General features: G+C 54.3%; 15 protein-coding genes. All 15 read left to right on the forward strand.

Annotation, left to right across the window (positions count from 1 at the left end):
• Positions 1-11: 11 nt before the first annotated feature.
• The 15 genes from KKG35_04380 to proB all read left to right on the forward strand — a co-directional run bounded on the left by KKG35_04380 (position 12) and on the right by proB (position 15,190).
• Complete coding sequence (locus tag KKG35_04380; protein MBU1737355.1) at positions 12-578, forward strand: RNA methyltransferase; 567 nt, start codon at positions 12-14, stop codon at positions 576-578.
• A 323-nt stretch (positions 579-901) separates the two neighbouring features.
• Positions 902-1,249 (forward strand): 50S ribosomal protein L19, encoded by a 348-nt coding sequence (gene rplS / locus KKG35_04385; GenBank protein MBU1737356.1) that lies wholly within the window; start codon positions 902-904, stop codon positions 1,247-1,249.
• A gap of 135 nt (positions 1,250-1,384) precedes the next feature.
• The gene (locus tag KKG35_04390; GenBank protein ID MBU1737357.1) at positions 1,385-2,044 is read left to right on the forward strand and encodes a ribonuclease HII; all 660 of its coding nucleotides are present in this window, start codon (positions 1,385-1,387) and stop codon (positions 2,042-2,044) included.
• A complete protein-coding gene (locus KKG35_04395) occupies positions 2,037-2,414 on the forward strand; it encodes a YraN family protein (GenBank protein ID MBU1737358.1) in 378 nt (125 codons plus the stop codon). Before KKG35_04390 ends, KKG35_04395 begins: the two co-directional genes overlap by 8 nt.
• Positions 2,414-3,415 (forward strand): 4-hydroxythreonine-4-phosphate dehydrogenase PdxA, encoded by a 1,002-nt coding sequence (gene pdxA, locus KKG35_04400; GenBank protein MBU1737359.1) that lies wholly within the window; start codon positions 2,414-2,416, stop codon positions 3,413-3,415. The genes KKG35_04395 and pdxA overlap by 1 nt, the downstream gene beginning before the upstream one ends.
• A 187-nt stretch (positions 3,416-3,602) precedes the next feature.
• Positions 3,603-4,247 (forward strand): dTMP kinase, encoded by a 645-nt coding sequence (gene tmk, locus KKG35_04405; protein ID MBU1737360.1) that lies wholly within the window; start codon positions 3,603-3,605, stop codon positions 4,245-4,247.
• A gap of 14 nt (positions 4,248-4,261) precedes the next feature.
• Positions 4,262-5,974 carry a tetratricopeptide repeat protein gene (locus KKG35_04410; GenBank protein MBU1737361.1) on the forward strand — a complete coding sequence of 571 codons (1,713 nt, stop codon included), beginning with the start codon at positions 4,262-4,264 and terminating at the stop codon, positions 5,972-5,974.
• The gene (locus KKG35_04415) at positions 5,971-6,762 is read left to right on the forward strand and encodes a DUF4292 domain-containing protein (GenBank protein MBU1737362.1); all 792 of its coding nucleotides are present in this window, start codon (positions 5,971-5,973) and stop codon (positions 6,760-6,762) included. The genes KKG35_04410 and KKG35_04415 overlap by 4 nt, the downstream gene beginning before the upstream one ends.
• On the forward strand, positions 6,759-9,308 hold the full coding sequence (locus tag KKG35_04420; GenBank protein MBU1737363.1) for a TIGR03960 family B12-binding radical SAM protein: 2,550 nt from the start codon (positions 6,759-6,761) through the stop codon (positions 9,306-9,308). The genes KKG35_04415 and KKG35_04420 overlap by 4 nt, the downstream gene beginning before the upstream one ends.
• Positions 9,309-9,464: 156 nt before the next feature.
• The gene (locus KKG35_04425) at positions 9,465-11,003 is read left to right on the forward strand and encodes an Rne/Rng family ribonuclease (GenBank protein MBU1737364.1); all 1,539 of its coding nucleotides are present in this window, start codon (positions 9,465-9,467) and stop codon (positions 11,001-11,003) included.
• Between the two features lie 170 nt (positions 11,004-11,173).
• Entirely contained in the window at positions 11,174-11,962 is a 789-nt protein-coding gene (locus KKG35_04430; GenBank protein MBU1737365.1) for a hypothetical protein, read from the forward strand.
• A gap of 239 nt (positions 11,963-12,201) precedes the next feature.
• Positions 12,202-12,513 carry a 50S ribosomal protein L21 gene (rplU, locus tag KKG35_04435; GenBank protein MBU1737366.1) on the forward strand — a complete coding sequence of 104 codons (312 nt, stop codon included), beginning with the start codon at positions 12,202-12,204 and terminating at the stop codon, positions 12,511-12,513.
• A 35-nt stretch (positions 12,514-12,548) separates the two neighbouring features.
• Positions 12,549-12,812: a 50S ribosomal protein L27 gene (gene rpmA, locus KKG35_04440; protein ID MBU1737367.1), complete on the forward strand. Its 264-nt coding sequence runs from the start codon at positions 12,549-12,551 to the stop codon at positions 12,810-12,812.
• 73 nt (positions 12,813-12,885) lie between these two features.
• Entirely contained in the window at positions 12,886-13,872 is a 987-nt protein-coding gene (gene obgE / locus KKG35_04445; GenBank protein MBU1737368.1) for a GTPase ObgE, read from the forward strand.
• Between the two features lie 163 nt (positions 13,873-14,035).
• Positions 14,036-15,190, forward strand: a complete 1,155-nt coding sequence (gene proB, locus KKG35_04450; protein ID MBU1737369.1) for a glutamate 5-kinase — start codon at positions 14,036-14,038, stop codon at positions 15,188-15,190.
• Positions 15,191-15,222 lie beyond the last annotated feature (32 nt).

The raw sequence follows: 15,222 nt of genomic DNA on the forward strand, positions 1-15,222 counted from the left end.
ATTCCGACACCATGGAAAACGATATCAGAGTCGATCTGGCCCTTGTTCATTATCCGGTCTGCAACCGGAACAGTGAGGTGATCGGCTCGGCGGTCACCAACCTTGATATTCACGATATTGCCCGGGCGGGGCGCACCTTCGGGGTCGGCACGTATTATCTGGTGACCCCTTTTGCAGACCAGCAGCAGCTGGTGAATGAGATTGTCGATCACTGGCAGACCGGGCATGGGTCCGAATACAACAAGCCGAGAAAGGAGGCGCTGTCGATCGTTCGCGTATGCAGTGACCTGGAAGAGCTGTTCACGGAAGTTGCCGGGAATAGAGGGGCGCGGCCGATCATTGTCGCAACCAGCGCGGCGCGGAACGCGAAGACCATGGAGTATGTCGATGCCCGGCAGAAAATCTTCACCGGTGAACCGATGCTACTCCTGTTCGGTACCGGCTGGGGGCTCGCGCCGGAGGTCACTGAACGGATTGATGCTTTTCTGCCGCCGATCGTCGGCGGGGGTGACTACAACCACCTGTCGGTCCGGTCGGCCGCCTCGATAATCCTCGACAGGCTTCTCGGGGATCGCTGAGCGGGTCAGAAATGTTGTGAATCGTGATGATTCCCTCAGGATCTTGCCTCGACCGGGCGCAGCGGAACTCGGGTCATCAGCCCGCAGACTGCTCTTGCGCCCCTTCCGTCAACTCCGACGTTGCTCAGGCGTTGTGAAATGGCGCCTCCGCCCAGTCTGTCTGGCTGTTGCCTGACCGGATCATGGTTGAAACAGCGTGGTGATTATGTTTTTTTTTTAAAAAAAGTGATTTTTTCTAAATCAGTACTGGAAATTTTTTGTTCCATACGTTATTTTGTCGGCTTCCGTTTTTAGACGGGCTTTATCATAATGGAGAAATAAGCATGAGCGTAATAGCAGATATCGAAAAAGAGAATATGCGGTATGACATTCCGGTCTTTCGCGCAGGCGACACCGTCAGCGTCCATATCCGGATCATTGAGGGAACCAAGGAAAGGGTCCAGATATTCAAAGGCGTTGTTCTCAAACGCAAGAATGGTACCATGAACGCGACCTTCACCGTGCGGAAGGTTTCCCATGGTGTCGGTGTTGAGAAGACCTTCGCCCTTCACTCACCGAGGATCGAGAAAATAGTGGTTGAAAGCCTTGGCCGGGTACGTCGGTCCCGCCTTTACTACCTTCGTGATCTTCGTGGCAAGGCGGCCAGAATCAAGGAGCGTGGCATCAACTGAGGTCTGCTGCCATTATCTGGTTGACTGTTACCGCTTTCGGCTAGTGACAAAGCGGCCGGAAGTGTTCCGGGGAATTATAGACCCTGCTGCAAACCATGAAGTTTGCGGCGGGGTTTTTTTTTGGCGGATTTCAAGATGAGCATTCAGGGTGACCTGTTCACATCTGCAACGGAAGAGATTGGCGATAATTTTTCCTTCGAGAAGCAGCTCTACGCATCCGGAGTAAGAATTGTTGCCGGAACAGATGAGGCGGGGCGTGGACCCTTGGCCGGACCGGTGGTGGCAGCCTGTGTTGTTCTTCCCCGCGATTGTGATTGCACGGTATTTAAGGATTCCAAGAAGCTGTCCGGTGCCGCCAGAGAGAATCTTTATCAGCTGCTGAGGGAGCTTGATGCCATGATCGGCGTGGGTGTCTGCAGCGTTGAAGAGATCGACCGGCTGAATATCCTGCACGCCTCCCTTCTGGCCATGAAGAAGGCGATGGAGAACCTGCCGTTGGTTCCCGATTTTCTGCTGGTGGACGGAAAATTCACGATTCCGCACCAGGTCTCCCAGCAGAGTCTGGTCAAGGGTGAGTCCAGGAGCGCTTCGATTGCCGCGGCTTCCATTGTTGCCAAAGAGGAACGGGACCGAATGATGCACGATCTGGATCGGGAGTACCCGCAGTATCATTTTGCCCGGCATAAAGGGTATCCCACTGCGGAACACCGGGCGCTGATCGAAAAACACGGTCCGTCTCCGGTCCATCGCAGGTCTTTCAGGGGGGTCCGGGAATTTCTGGGAAAAGATGACTGAAAAACGTCTGTCACTTGGCAAAAGAGGCGAGGAGCTGGCCGCTGCGCTGCTGCGGAAATCCGGTTACCGGATTCTTGAAACCAATTACCGGGGCAAGCTCGGGGAAATAGATTTGATTGCCGAGGAGGGACGGTGCCTGGTCTTTGTCGAAGTCAAGACCAGAAGCGGTCTGGAATGCGGCCACCCTCTTGAGGGGATCGATTCGCGGAAACAGCGGCAGCTGGTCAGGGCGGCCAGGGAATACATGGCCAGGGAAAATTGCCAGGAGAGAGTGTGCCGGTTCGATGCGGTTTCTGTATTGACCGATGGTGCTGCACCCCGGCTTGAACTGGTGAAGAATATTATCGAACTGGACGGAGATTTTTTCTGATGACGGAACTGCTCGGCATTACCATGGGTTGTCCGGTCGGGATCGGCCCGGAAATAATCGTCCGTTTCCATGCCGGTCTGGTGACAGGCCGTTTTCTGCCGGTGGTGCTTGGGGATCCGGGTGTTCTTGAGAGATGTGCGGCAGGAATCGGCGGCGATACCCGGGTCGTCCGCTGGCAGCCCGGAGAAAAATATGTTGCCGGGGCGATCAATGTTCTGCCCCTCTCCGATCTTCCCCGGGATCTTGTCTGGGGGAAACCGGACTCGGTGACGGGTCTTGCCATGGGCAGCTATATCGTCGAGGCAGTGAAACTCATCAAAGAAGGTGTGCTGGCCGGGATGGTGACCTGTCCCATCACCAAGAGCGCCCTGAACCAGGCCGGATTTGATTACCCCGGGCATACCGAAATGCTCGCCGCCCTCTCGGGTGGAATCGAACACGCCATGATGCTTGCCGGGAAGAGCCTGCGGGTGACGCTGGTCACCATTCATGTTTCCCTGGCCGCGGTGCCGGAACTTCTTTCCGTGGAAAAGATCGTGAATCTGATCGGCCTGACCGGGCGTTCGCTGCAACAGGATTTTGCAATTCCCGCGCCAAGAATCGCGGTTGCCGGGTTGAACCCCCATTCCGGAGAGGACGGGATATTCGGGACTGAGGAGCGGGAGATGATCGGCCCGGCAGTGGCCCAGGCGAGAAAGGATGGCTGGCTGGTCGAAGGCCCGTTTCCCCCGGATACCGTTTTCAATAAGGCGGTGGCGGGTAAATATGACGCGGTCGTCTGCATGTATCACGACCAGGGGCTGATTCCTTTCAAGCTGCTCCATTTTGCGGACGGGGTTAACATCACCCTCGGCCTGCCCCTGGTGAGAACCTCGGTAGACCATGGTACGGCCTACGATATCGCCGGCAGATGGCAGGCTGATCCGGCAAGCCTTGGGGCAGCATACCGGCAGGCGGAAGAGATTATTATCAACCGTTCCCTGTTTGCTGAAAATCATTAAATATATTAAAGTCTTACAACGTCTGTCCGGGAATGGCGGTTATTTCATTCTTCGGGTATAAGTGTCGCTGGCTCGCTCTTATCGGTACGAGCAGGCACGCTGTTCAACTGAAGTCTCATGTGGAGACGGTGGTTACCGTCACGATGGACGGTTTGGGTTTGATCAAAAAAATTATAATTACAGATAGATGTCTTACGGAAAATTGATAGCGTTTGAAGGGATCGACGGCACGGGCAAATCGACCCAGATCAGGATGCTTGCGGATTGTCTTTCCGGCAGGGGATTTGATGTCGTCACCACCAGGGAACCGACTGACGGCCCCTGCGGCAGGAAAATCCGGTCGCTTTTCGCCAGTCGCGACCAGTTGACCCCGGAGGAAGAGCTGGCCCTTTTTATGGATGATCGTCGTGAACATGTGCGAGAGCTCATCCTTCCGGCATTGAAAAGAGGCGCCGTGGTCCTGACCGATCGATATTATTTTTCCACCGCCGCATACCAGGGCGCAGCCGGGCACGACCCGCAGGCCATCCTTGCCGCCAATGAAGCATTTGCCCCGGTTCCTGATCTGGTAATTATCCTTGATCTGTCTCCTGAAGAGTCAGTCAGGCGGATCAGGGATCTTCGTGGTGAGGCGCTGAACGATTTCGAGCAGCAGGAGTCTCTCCAGGCTGTTGCGGAAGTCTTTGCCGGTTTCGGGATGGATTACATAAAGCATGTTGATGCGTCAGGCCCTCAGGAAGTGGTTGCCGGACAGGTGGCACAACTGGCCCTCGAGTTGTTCAATGATAATTCCTTGCTGAGCGGGCCCTTGCCGGAAGCGGCCGGAGCCTGAACGGGTAATAATGTATGAAGAAAAATCTGCTGTACATCATGGTGCTGTCCCTGCTCTGTTCGGCCTGTTCCGGGGCGAATGTTTCCCGGTCGGTCACCCTGACCGAGGGGCTTGATCCTTCCGTCGAAACCGTCGACCAGGATTGTTCCTATTTTTATTTCATGTGGGGGCGGACCGCCGAACTGGAGGAAAAGTTCGAGGAAGCAAGAGAGGCGTACGAAAAAGCGCTGGTGTGCGACATGCATGCGACCCATATCATGAAGCGTCTTGCCGTGCTATTGATCAACATGGACAAGAAGCGTGAAGCCGCCGCCTGGATGAGCAGGATGATCGCCGAAGACCCCGATGATGTCTCGTCATATACGCTCCTGGCCAATCTCTATATCAATATGGAGCGTTTTGACAAGGCGGAAAGCACTTACCGCGAAGTGCTGGCCAGGGACCCGAAAGATTTCAACACCATGCTGATGATGGGGTCTCTCTATTCCAGGCAGGGCAAATTCGGTGAGGCCAGAGAGGTCCTTGAGAACCTGGTCAAGGTCAATCCCGAATCATTCATCGGCTTTCATTATCTGGCCAAGATCTACATGGAAATGAAAGAGTATGACAAGGCCCGGAAGGCCTTTGACAAGGCCCTTGAACTCAACTGGTCGCCGTATCTTGCCATCGAGGCGGCATATTTTCTTGAAAAGGATGGGCTTGATAAAGATGCCGCCGCGATCTACCGCCGGGTAATTGCTGACGACGAAGGCAACGAAAGGGTCCGCAGTCAGCTGATCTCCCTGCTCCTGAAAATGGACAAGATTGAAGAGGCGATTGCCGAACTTAAGGCATTGCGTCCTTTCGCAACCGATGTGCTCAAAATTGATCTGAACATCGGCAGACTCCTGATCGACCGGAAACGTTATGACGAAGCCATTGATCTGCTTCAGGAAGCCCTTGAGGCCGATCCCCAGTTCTACGAGGCGAGAACCCTGATCGCCCTCGCCTATCATGAAAAGGGTGACACTGAAAAGGCCATCGAGAACCTCACCGACATTGAAGCCGAGGCCGACAATTATGAAGAAACCACCCTGTTCCTGGCCAAGGTCCTGGCCCGGGAGAAAAAGTATGACGCAGCCATTGCTCTTTTGAAGGAGCGGGTGGCGGATGAAAAAGGGCGTTATAAAAGCTTTTATGTGAGCATGGCCTCTCTTTACCGGCAGCAGAAGAATTATGCCGAAGCGGAAAAAACCTTTCAGGTGGTCATGCGTCTCTATCCGGATGATCCCGATCTCTTTTTTGAGTATGGGCTCTATCTTGACGGCCGGGGGCAGACCGACAAGGCGCTGGAGTATATGGAGAAAGTTCTCGCCCTCAAGGAGGATGATCCGTACGCCCTGAATTATATCGGTTACACCTGGGCCGAGCAGGGAAAAAATCTCGACAAATCTCTGGAGTACCTGACGAGGGCCGTGAAACAGAAGCCGGATGACGGTTTCATCAAGGACAGCCTTGGCTGGGTCTTGTTCAGAATGGGCAGGCTGGATGAGGCGGTGAGCGAGATTGAGAAAGCCCTCGAGATCGAACCCGACGATCCGACCATCAACGAGCACCTGGGTGATGTCTATTACCGGGCCGGCAAGGCCGGCAAGGCTCTCAAGGCCTGGGAGAAGGCTCTCTCCCTGCACAGCGACGGTGACAAGAAGGAAAAGGTCCGGAAAAAGATAGAGGACGCCCGCAAGTGACCATTTTCAGAATTCTTTGTCTCTGTCTTCTCTTTCTGATCACGGGTTGCGCGGTGAATACGCAGATGGTAGAGCTTCCCGGCCACATGGAAGCCGTGGTCAGGGATTCGTTCAGAGAGACGGCCACCTCCCAGAAGGCTTGCAGCCCATGGGTTGACGCCGATGTGAACGTCTCTCTGGAGGCAACATTCTTTTCCGGCGCCTTTGACGGGTATCTGCAGGCCATGACCCCTGCCTATCTCAAGTTTGTAGGAACCAATCCATTCGGTCAGCCGCTTCTTGCGCTGGTTTCTGATGGCAAGCGTTTCCAGTATCTCTCTTTTTCCGAACAGAAATTTTATGAGGGTGATGTCGCCGCGAAGGCATTCTCCAGATTTACCCCGCCCGGTTTTGACCCGGTTGATGGCTTTTACTGGTTTATCGGCAGGTTGGGCCCCGGAGAAGTAAATGTTGTTGACGCGGGAGGAGATGTTCTGGACAGGGGGCGATGGGTGGAACTGCTGGATAAGCAAAAAGGTAGAAGGAGCCGGATACTTTTTGATCCGGAGCGAAAAATCATTCTCGACCATGTTCTCCTGGACAGTATCGGTGGAATAGCAATGCAGGTCGAATATCGGGACCACCAGCCTGGAAAGTGCGGTCTGCCCGGAACCATAACGATCACCGGTGAGGAGCAGCGAGGCAGGCTGGTTCTGAGGTTGAGTGACTGGAAGGGGGAAACCCCGTTTGCAGAAACTGATTTCAAGCTCGAGATCCCCGCCGGTTTCAGGAGAGTGGCGATCCAATGAACGAAGTGAACGAAAGCCGCGACCGCAACTCACTCCCTACCCCTGTAGATCTTGATTCGATCCTGCCGTTTGTTTCCAGACCGAATCGTTACACCGGCAATGAGTTCAACCGGACGGCCAAGGACTGGAGCAAGGTCTCCCTCCGCTGGGCCCTGCTTTTTCCGGATCTGTATGAGATCGGCATGTCCCATCAGGGGGTGCAGATACTTTATCATCTCATCAACTCCCGGCCCGACATGCTCGCCGAACGGGCCTACGCCCCGGCCCGCGATCTTGAAGATCTCCTGAGGAGCCAGGGCCGCAAACTCTTCTCCCTGGAGTCCCACATCCCGCTTTCGGAGTTTGATCTGCTGGGGATCACTCTGCCGTATGAACTCTGCTACACCAATATCCTGACTATCCTTTCTTTGGCCGGATTGCCATTCAGGAGCCGGGACCGGATTGAGGGCCAACCGCTGGTCATCGGCGGCGGTCCCTGCGGGTTTCATCCCGAACCGGTTGCGGATTTCTTCGATGCCATTCTTCTTGGCGATGGGGAGGAGGCGGTTTTCGAGATATCCGAAGCGGTGCTGGCAGGGAAAAGAAAGGGCCTTTCCCGGGAGGAGGTTCTTGAGCTGCTGGCCGGGATCAATGGTGTGTATGTTCCCTCGCGCTATGTGCCGCTCTATGATGCGGCGGGGCGGTTTTCCGGGATGTCTCCTTCGGCTGAGACCGCTCCGGTCAGGCGGCGGGTGCTTGCCGATCTTGAAGGGACGCCGTCCTTTCCCCCGCTGGTTCCCCACACCAGAATCGTGCATGACCGGCTCGGGGTCGAGATTGCCCGGGGCTGCACCAGGGGATGCCGCTTCTGCCAGGCCGGGATTATCTACCGGCCGGTCAGGGAAAGAAGTCCGGAAAAGATTCTCCAGCTGGCCGAGCAGGGGATCAATGCTTCCGGTTTTGATGAGGTCGCCTTGCTGTCCCTCAGTACCGGCGATTATTCCTGTATCGCCGATCTTCTGGTCCGGATCATGGACCGGATGAGCGACCGCAAGGTGTCGGTTTCCATGCCATCGATGCGGGTCGGGACTTTGATCCCTGAGATGATGGAGCAGATCCGGCGGGTCAGGAAGACCGGCTTTACCCTTGCCCCGGAAGCCGGAACCGATCGCTTGCGGCAGGTGATCAACAAGGGAATCACTGAACAGGATCTTCTGGAGGCGAGCCGGGCGGCGTTCGGCCTTGGCTGGAAGCTTCTGAAATTTTATTTCATGTTCGGTCTGCCCACCGAAACGGATGAGGATCTCTCTGCGATCCCGCAACTGGTCCAGAAGGCCCTCTCGACATCAGGCGGCGGGGGGCGGAAAATAAATGTCAGTGTGGCAACCTTTGTCCCGAAACCTCACACTCCGTTCCAGCGGGTCAGACAGCTGAGCGTCGAAGAGGGTTTTGCGCGGATTGACACCCTGAAGAGAATTCTGCCCCGGGGCAGAGGGTTTCAGCTCAAGTGGCATGATCCCCGGCAGAGCTATGTTGAAGGCATCATGTCCAGAGGAGACCGGAAACTCTCTGCCGTCATCGAAAAAGCGTGGCAGCTAGGCGCACGCCTTGACGCCTGGACCGATCATTTTCACCTTGAAACCTGGCTTGCGGCGGCTGCCGCATGCGGGGTTGATCCGGATCGTTATCTGCAGGAAATTCCCCCGGAGGCCCCTTTGCCGTGGGACCATCTTGACTGTGGAGTGGATCGGGAGTTTCTGGAAGAAGAGTTGAAGAAAGCGGTGGCGGGTGAGTACACTCCCGACTGTCGGGTACACGGCTGTCAGAAGTGTGGACTCTGTGATTTTAAAAAGGTGAAACCGATTGTCGCCAAAGCCTTAGCTCTCCAACCGGCAACCCAGGGTGAAGCGAGGAAGGGTGCTGCAGTAGCTGCCGGAGGACGATTCGTTTACCGGATTCAATACAGTCGGACGGGGCCGGCCAGATTTTTCGGCCATCTTGAGCTCATCCAGATGTTTTACCGGGTGCTGCAGCGGGTGAAACTGCCGCTGAACTTCTCCCAGGGTTTCAATCCATCACCGAAGATCGCTTTCAGCCCGGCTTTGCCTCTCGGCACTGAAAGTTTCGCTGAGTATCTGCAGATTGAACTTGCCGAACCTCTCCTGGATGAAGCGATGGTGCTGGCCGACCTGAACAGACAATTGCCGGAAGGGTTTTTCGCCACGTCTCTTGCTCCGCATTCAGGAAAAGTTGAGCAGCGGATAGTAACCTGCTATCATATTCTACCGAGCCGCCGGATAAGCGGAGACCTGATTGATTCCATAAAGAGCCGGGAAAAAATCGAGATCAGGGTTCTGCGCAAAGGCCGGGAAAGGGTTGTTGATGCAGCACCTCTGCTGAAGGGGCTCACTCTTCTGGACGATGGTCGGATTGAGCTTGTCATGCTGACTGAAACGAGTAAGGCGACCCTGAAACCCATGGAAATAATGGAAGAGCTCTTCGCCCTTGATCCAGCCGAAACCACTCGAGCCAAAGTGGTCAAAGTCAGCGCGATTGCTGATGATTGAGGGTGTTTGGCAGCTGTTGCAACGAATATCAATATCCGTTCGTGTTGACGACCGGGTCAGATTTTTCAATTTTTGCACCCTTTGGGTATAAGTTTCGTATGAGCAGGCGAGCTGCTCAACTTAAGCTTTATTTTTCTGCGGTAGAGGGGGATGTTCATGGCCACGGATCTGATCGTAAATGCCACCTCGTTCGAGATCAGGATTGCCCTTGTTGAATACGGCAATCTGGTGGAGTTTTACCTGGAACGGCCGGCCGAAAAAGGGCTGGTCAGCAATATTTACAAGGGAAGGGTCAAGCGGGTTCTGCCCGGAATGCAGGCGGCATTTGTCGATATCGGGCTTGAACGGACCGGCTTTCTCTATGTGGACGACGTGACCGCCCAGCGAAACGGTGACGGCCGGGTTCTCCCCTGTGAAGAAGATGAGGTCGGAGGCTGCTGCGGGGGAAACGGCCATGAGCTTCTTCCGGAGCTTGCCGGTGAGGCGGGTCTGCATATTGAAGACCTGCTGACCGAGGGGCAGGAGATCCTGGTCCAGATCTGCAAGGATCCCATCGGAACCAAGGGGGCCAGGCTGACCTGCAATATCACTCTTCCCTGCAGAAATGTGGTCTTCATGCCGATGACCGACCATATCGGTATTTCCCGGAAAATCGAAGATGAAGAGACCAGGCAGCACCTGAAAGATATTATTGAGGAGTTGCGTCCGGCCGGAACCGGCTTCATTGTCCGGACCGTCGGTGAGGAGGCCTCGCGGGAGGAGATTGAGGCGGATATGGAATTTCTCCTCCATCTCTGGGATGAAGTCCGGGACAGCGCAACCAGGTCTCCCGTGCCGGGACTGGTCTATGAGGACCTTGATATCACCCTGCGGACCGTGCGAGATATTTTTTCCCCGGAGGTTGATCGGCTGATCGTCGATGACTGGCAGGTTCACCGGAGGATCGTGAAATTTGTCGAAACCTTTGCCCCGCATCTCATGGACCGGATCAACCTCTATCAGGAGAAAGCGCCAATTTTCGACAGCTACGGCATCGAAATGGACATCAACCGGGCCCTCGACAAGAAGATCTGGCTGCGGTGCGGAGGCTATATCATCATCGATACCACCGAGGCGCTGACGGTTGTCGATGTCAATACCGGCAGATTCGTCGGCAAGAACGATCTTGAGGAAACGATCTTCAAAACCAACATCGAGGCCCTGAAGGAGATCGCCTATCAGCTTCGTCTCCGCAACATCGGCGGGATCATCATCATCGACTTCATCGATATGGAGGAGGAGGCACATCGGGAAGAACTCTTTCGCGCCCTCAAGGAAGCGGTGAAAAAAGACCGGAGCAGGGTTAATATTCTCAAGGTTTCGGAGTTCGGTCTGGTTCAGATGACCAGAAAGCGCAGTTCTGAAGATCTTTCCAGGGTTCTCTGTGAGCCCTGTCATTACTGTCAGGGTGACGGGATCCTGAAATCCAGACGGACCATCTGCTACGAAGTGCTGCGGAACATCACCGTCAACGCCGTCAAGATGAGCGGGGAAAATGTTGAAGTGCGCGTCAACCCGCAAGTTGCAACGATGATGCTCCAGGAAGAGTCTACGACCATCCATGAGATTGAAGACCAGACCGGAAAACGGATTACGGTGGTGCCGGACCAGGCGCAACACATTGAAAAGTATGAGATCGTCTGGGAGAAGGGGTAGGTTTTTTTAGTTAAGAGTTAAGAGTTAAGAGTTAAGAGTTAAGAGTTAAGAGTTGGGAACGCTTTATTTTCATGGCCTCTTTCAAGGCTCGCCTGTGTGGGCTTGTCGGTTCCAGTGGAATAAATCTGAATTTCGTATCACGTTGTTGCTTACTCGGAGGGGTTAAGGATTTGCAGCCGAATATTGATCAGATCCTCGCCTACGAGATTAAAAAGGAGATCGCGGACCGTTATTTCGGTTTCCGCAAGCTCATCGAGGATGACAAGCAGAGTCTTGAAGAGAAGGTGCGGCAGTATTCCTTTATTCTCGAAAAGAGGATCGTCTTTGATCTGTTGCGGATATATACAATGCTCGCCGATGATGTTCTGATTATGGATTTTCTGGAGATCGTCGGTCTGGACAGTGAGTATTTTTATGCGCCGGCGCTGCATGGCTCAGAGCTCGTGAACCGGCGGGTATTTGAAGGCGTGCGGTTCAGAGGGTTTTCAAGAAAGGCAGGTTTTTTCAATCTGCTGATGGATTGCTATGAACGTCTGACAGCGCATTCGGAGATGTACCGGCATAAGTTTGCCGAGCTGATGGAGATGCGCACCCTTATTGCTGACGAAATCAGGCAGTTCTATCGGCAGAATGACCTCGGAACCATCTTGGGGTTTCTTCATTCCCTGGGGAATCGTGAACGTTGCAGAGGGATGGACGGCGGAATGGAGATCGGGCTGGTAACCGAACTTGAAAAGAAGATGGCGGTAACGCCTCCTCTGCCTATAGAACAATACCTGCCGGTGGTCCCCCCCCTGCCGCTTCTTGCAGAGATCAGAGCCCCCTTGAAGAAACTCGCCGGCAGGGCCTGGAAGCAGTCTGGTGGAGATCATATCCCGGGGTTTTCAGAATACCGGCCGTTGCTCAGCCGCCTGTTTGTCGGAAGCCGAACGGGCAGGCGCAGTGAAGACAGAAAATGATAATTCCGGGATGAAGAATTGAAAATGGATAGGGTTGTTCACCAAACATCGCGCTTTCTTTGAAACCGATAGAATTCGATGCTTTAATAGTTGACAAACCGGCGCATTCTGTTATTAATCTCTGTTTCACATCGACTGGCCGGTGATTTCCGGCGGCCGACGTTTGAACAGTTGCTGATGGAAACGGTGCAAGACCGTCAAGTATAGGATTTCAAGACCATTTTTTGTTGGAGGATGTTATGTACGCTATTATTCGTACCGGTGGTAAACAGTATCAGGTTGCCCAGGGAGATCAGCTCAGGGTGGAGAAACTGACCGGTAACGTCGGTGATAAGGTTCAGATTGAAGATGTGCTGCTGGTAACCGATGGAGACAATGTCAAGATCGGTCAGCCGGTGGTCGACGGCGCCAGGGTCTCTGCGGTGATTGTCGAGCAGGGCAAGGCCAAAAAAGTGCTTGTCTTCAAGAAGAAGAAACGGAAGGGCTACAAGGTCAGAAATGGGCACCGTCAGCAGTATACCGCTCTGCGTATTGAAGGAATTGAAGCCTGATTAAAAATTCAGCCTGATTAATTAGAGGTAAAGATATGGCCCATAAAAAGGCAGGCGGCAGTTCCAAGAACGGTCGCGACAGCAACGCGCAAAGGCGCGGAGTGAAAATATTCGGCGGTCAGACAGTTCGGGCCGGCAACATTCTGGTTCGTCAGCTGGGCACGGTGATCCATCCCGGCACCAATGTCGGTCTCGGCAGGGATTACACACTGTTCGCCATGGTTGACGGCGTGGTCAAATACGAAGACTTCGGACGTAGCCGCAAGCGGGTCAGTGTCTATCCGGCAGAAACAGCCTGACAACAACTCCGGACAGCGGTGTACCGCCTGGTAATGCCCTGTCCGGGATTTATAACTGATCGCTGGTGCTCTTATGGCTTTTATTGATGAGGCCAAGTTTTACGTAAAAGCGGGTGACGGCGGCAATGGTTGTGTGAGTTTCCGGCGCGAAAAGTTCGTTCCCCGAGGCGGACCTGACGGCGGCGACGGCGGCAGGGGAGGTTCGGTTTTCATCGAGGCTTCATCCCGGCTGACCTCTCTTCTTGATTTCAAGTATCGATCCCATTTCAAAGCAGATAGCGGCACCCATGGTCAGGGAAGTGGTCGTCACGGTCACAAGGGCGAGAACAGTACCATTTATGTTCCTGTCGGATCCCTCATCAAAGACATTGATTCAGGAGAAATCCTGGCTGATCTGTTGCACAACGGCGATCAGTTCATTGCCGCAACCGGCGGCGCCGGCGGCAAGGGCAATGTTCATTTCGCTTCGGCCCAGAACAGGGCACCGCGGCAGGCCAGTAAGGGCCAGCCGGGGGATGAGCGCTGGTATCGGATTGAGTTGAAACTCCTTGCCGATGTTGGTCTGATCGGTTTGCCGAATGCCGGAAAATCCACACTCCTGTCAAGACTTTCAGCGGCAAATCCCAAAGTGGCCCCTTATCCGTTTACAACCCTTGAACCCCAGTTGGGAGTCGTGAATTTCACCGACCATTCACCCTGCGTCATGGCAGATATTCCGGGGCTGGTCGAAGGCGCCCATGAGGGAGTCGGACTTGGTCACAAATTCCTGAAACATATTGAAAGGACAAGGATTCTCTTTTACGTTATCGATGCTTCAAGTGCGGACCCGGGTGCAGACCTGGCCACCCTGGAAAATGAACTCGAACAGTACAGTGAAGAGCTTGTCGGGCGCAAACATCTTGTGTTGTTGAACAAAACAGACCTGTTGTCTGCTGAAAATGAAGTGGTAGAATTACAGGAACGGATTGCCGGAGAGGGGCGTGAAGTTCTCACTGCCTCTGCACTGACCGGAAAGGGGCTGGAAAACCTGAAAAAGCGCCTTGCGGAACTTCTTGATTGATCCGGCCTGTTGTTAAGTTCCTCCTCCAACTGGGCAGCCGGCGCCAGTGTTGTCTAACCCATCGCTGTTTACAAACCGCTGCGCGAATCAACAGGTCATCAGGTGCACAATTTTTTTCTGTGTCGCCCGGCAATACTTTCTGGCAGTTTCTTAAGGGGAAAAAATGACTTTTCAAATGCCCTTTGATGAAGGAATGAAATCACGTAAGGCATGTCTGGACAGGGCTCGCAGGGTTGTGGTCAAGGTGGGAAGCGCGATCCTGACCAGTGAGTCCGGACTTGCTACCGAAGTGATGGACCATCTCGCCCGTCAGCTGACCACCCTCCGCAAAAAAGGGCTGGAGGTCATTCTAGTCAGTTCCGGAGCGGTTGCCGCCGGTCGCCGCAAGCTCGGACTGACCAGGAAAAACATCAGCATCAAGGAAAAACAGGCAGTCGCAGCTGCGGGGCAGAGCAGCCTGATGCGCGGATATGAAGATATTTTTGACCGCTATTCCCAGAAGGTTGCCCAGGTACTCCTGACCAGGGATGACCTTTCCAGCCGTAATCGGTATCTGAATGTCCGGAATACCATTCTGACGCTCTTGGAATGGGGGTTGATTCCGATTATTAATGAAAATGACACCGTTTCGGTGGAAGAGCTGCGATTCGGAGATAACGATACCCTCGGTGGGATGATATCAAACCTGATTGAGGCGGAACTTTTCATCTGCCTGACCGATGTCGCCGGCTTGTATACCGCCAATCCAGCGAGTGACAGCCTTGCCGAGAAGGTATGTACGGTTGCCAAGGTGACTCGGGCGGTTGAAGAGATGGCCGGCAATGTGAAAAGCGCTCTCGGCACCGGCGGCATGACCAGCAAGATCAACGCCGCGCGAATGGTTGCGGCCAGCGGCGGGGCCTCCTTTATCGGCCCCGGCCGGCAATCTGATATTATTGACCAGCTTTTTGCCGGGGAGCCGGTGGGTACTTTTTTTCTGCCCAACGTGGAAAAACTGCAGAGACGTAAACACTGGATTGCCTACACTCTCAAAGCACAGGGTGAGCTGGTGCTTGACGAGGGGGCGTGCAGGGCCGTGATCAGCGGCGGCAGGAGTTTGCTCCCGATCGGCATTAAGGAGGTCCGGGGGCGTTTCGGGGTCGGGGCGCCGGTGAATTGTCTCGATGAATCAGGCCGGCTGATTGCTTCCGGTCTGGTCAGTTACCCGGCCTCGGCCATTGAAACAATTAAAGGTCAAAAGACTTCCCGGATCGAAGAGCTGCTTGGCTTTATCGATGGTGAGGAGGTTATCCACCGTGACAATCTGGTTGTCCTCTGAAGGTGAGGGCGGGAAATAGAGCAGACACCAAG

The organism is Pseudomonadota bacterium, assembly GCA_018823285.1.
GTDB lineage: Bacteria > Desulfobacterota > Desulfobulbia > Desulfobulbales > JAGXFP01 > JAHJIQ01.

Coding starts and splice junctions, on each gene's coding strand:
- rplS (MBU1737356.1), top strand. CDS start 902: ATGAGCGTAATAGCAGATATCGAAAAAGAGAATATGCGGTATGACATT.
- KKG35_04425 (MBU1737364.1), top strand. CDS start 9,465: ATGGCCACGGATCTGATCGTAAATGCCACCTCGTTCGAGATCAGGATT.
- KKG35_04380 (MBU1737355.1), top strand. CDS start 12: ATGGAAAACGATATCAGAGTCGATCTGGCCCTTGTTCATTATCCGGTC.
- tmk (MBU1737360.1), top strand. CDS start 3,603: ATGTCTTACGGAAAATTGATAGCGTTTGAAGGGATCGACGGCACGGGC.
- KKG35_04395 (MBU1737358.1), top strand. CDS start 2,037: ATGACTGAAAAACGTCTGTCACTTGGCAAAAGAGGCGAGGAGCTGGCC.
- KKG35_04390 (MBU1737357.1), top strand. CDS start 1,385: ATGAGCATTCAGGGTGACCTGTTCACATCTGCAACGGAAGAGATTGGC.
- KKG35_04410 (MBU1737361.1), top strand. CDS start 4,262: ATGAAGAAAAATCTGCTGTACATCATGGTGCTGTCCCTGCTCTGTTCG.
- pdxA (MBU1737359.1), top strand. CDS start 2,414: ATGACGGAACTGCTCGGCATTACCATGGGTTGTCCGGTCGGGATCGGC.
- rplU (MBU1737366.1), top strand. CDS start 12,202: ATGTACGCTATTATTCGTACCGGTGGTAAACAGTATCAGGTTGCCCAG.
- KKG35_04420 (MBU1737363.1), top strand. CDS start 6,759: ATGAACGAAGTGAACGAAAGCCGCGACCGCAACTCACTCCCTACCCCT.
- obgE (MBU1737368.1), top strand. CDS start 12,886: ATGGCTTTTATTGATGAGGCCAAGTTTTACGTAAAAGCGGGTGACGGC.
- proB (MBU1737369.1), top strand. CDS start 14,036: ATGACTTTTCAAATGCCCTTTGATGAAGGAATGAAATCACGTAAGGCA.
- rpmA (MBU1737367.1), top strand. CDS start 12,549: ATGGCCCATAAAAAGGCAGGCGGCAGTTCCAAGAACGGTCGCGACAGC.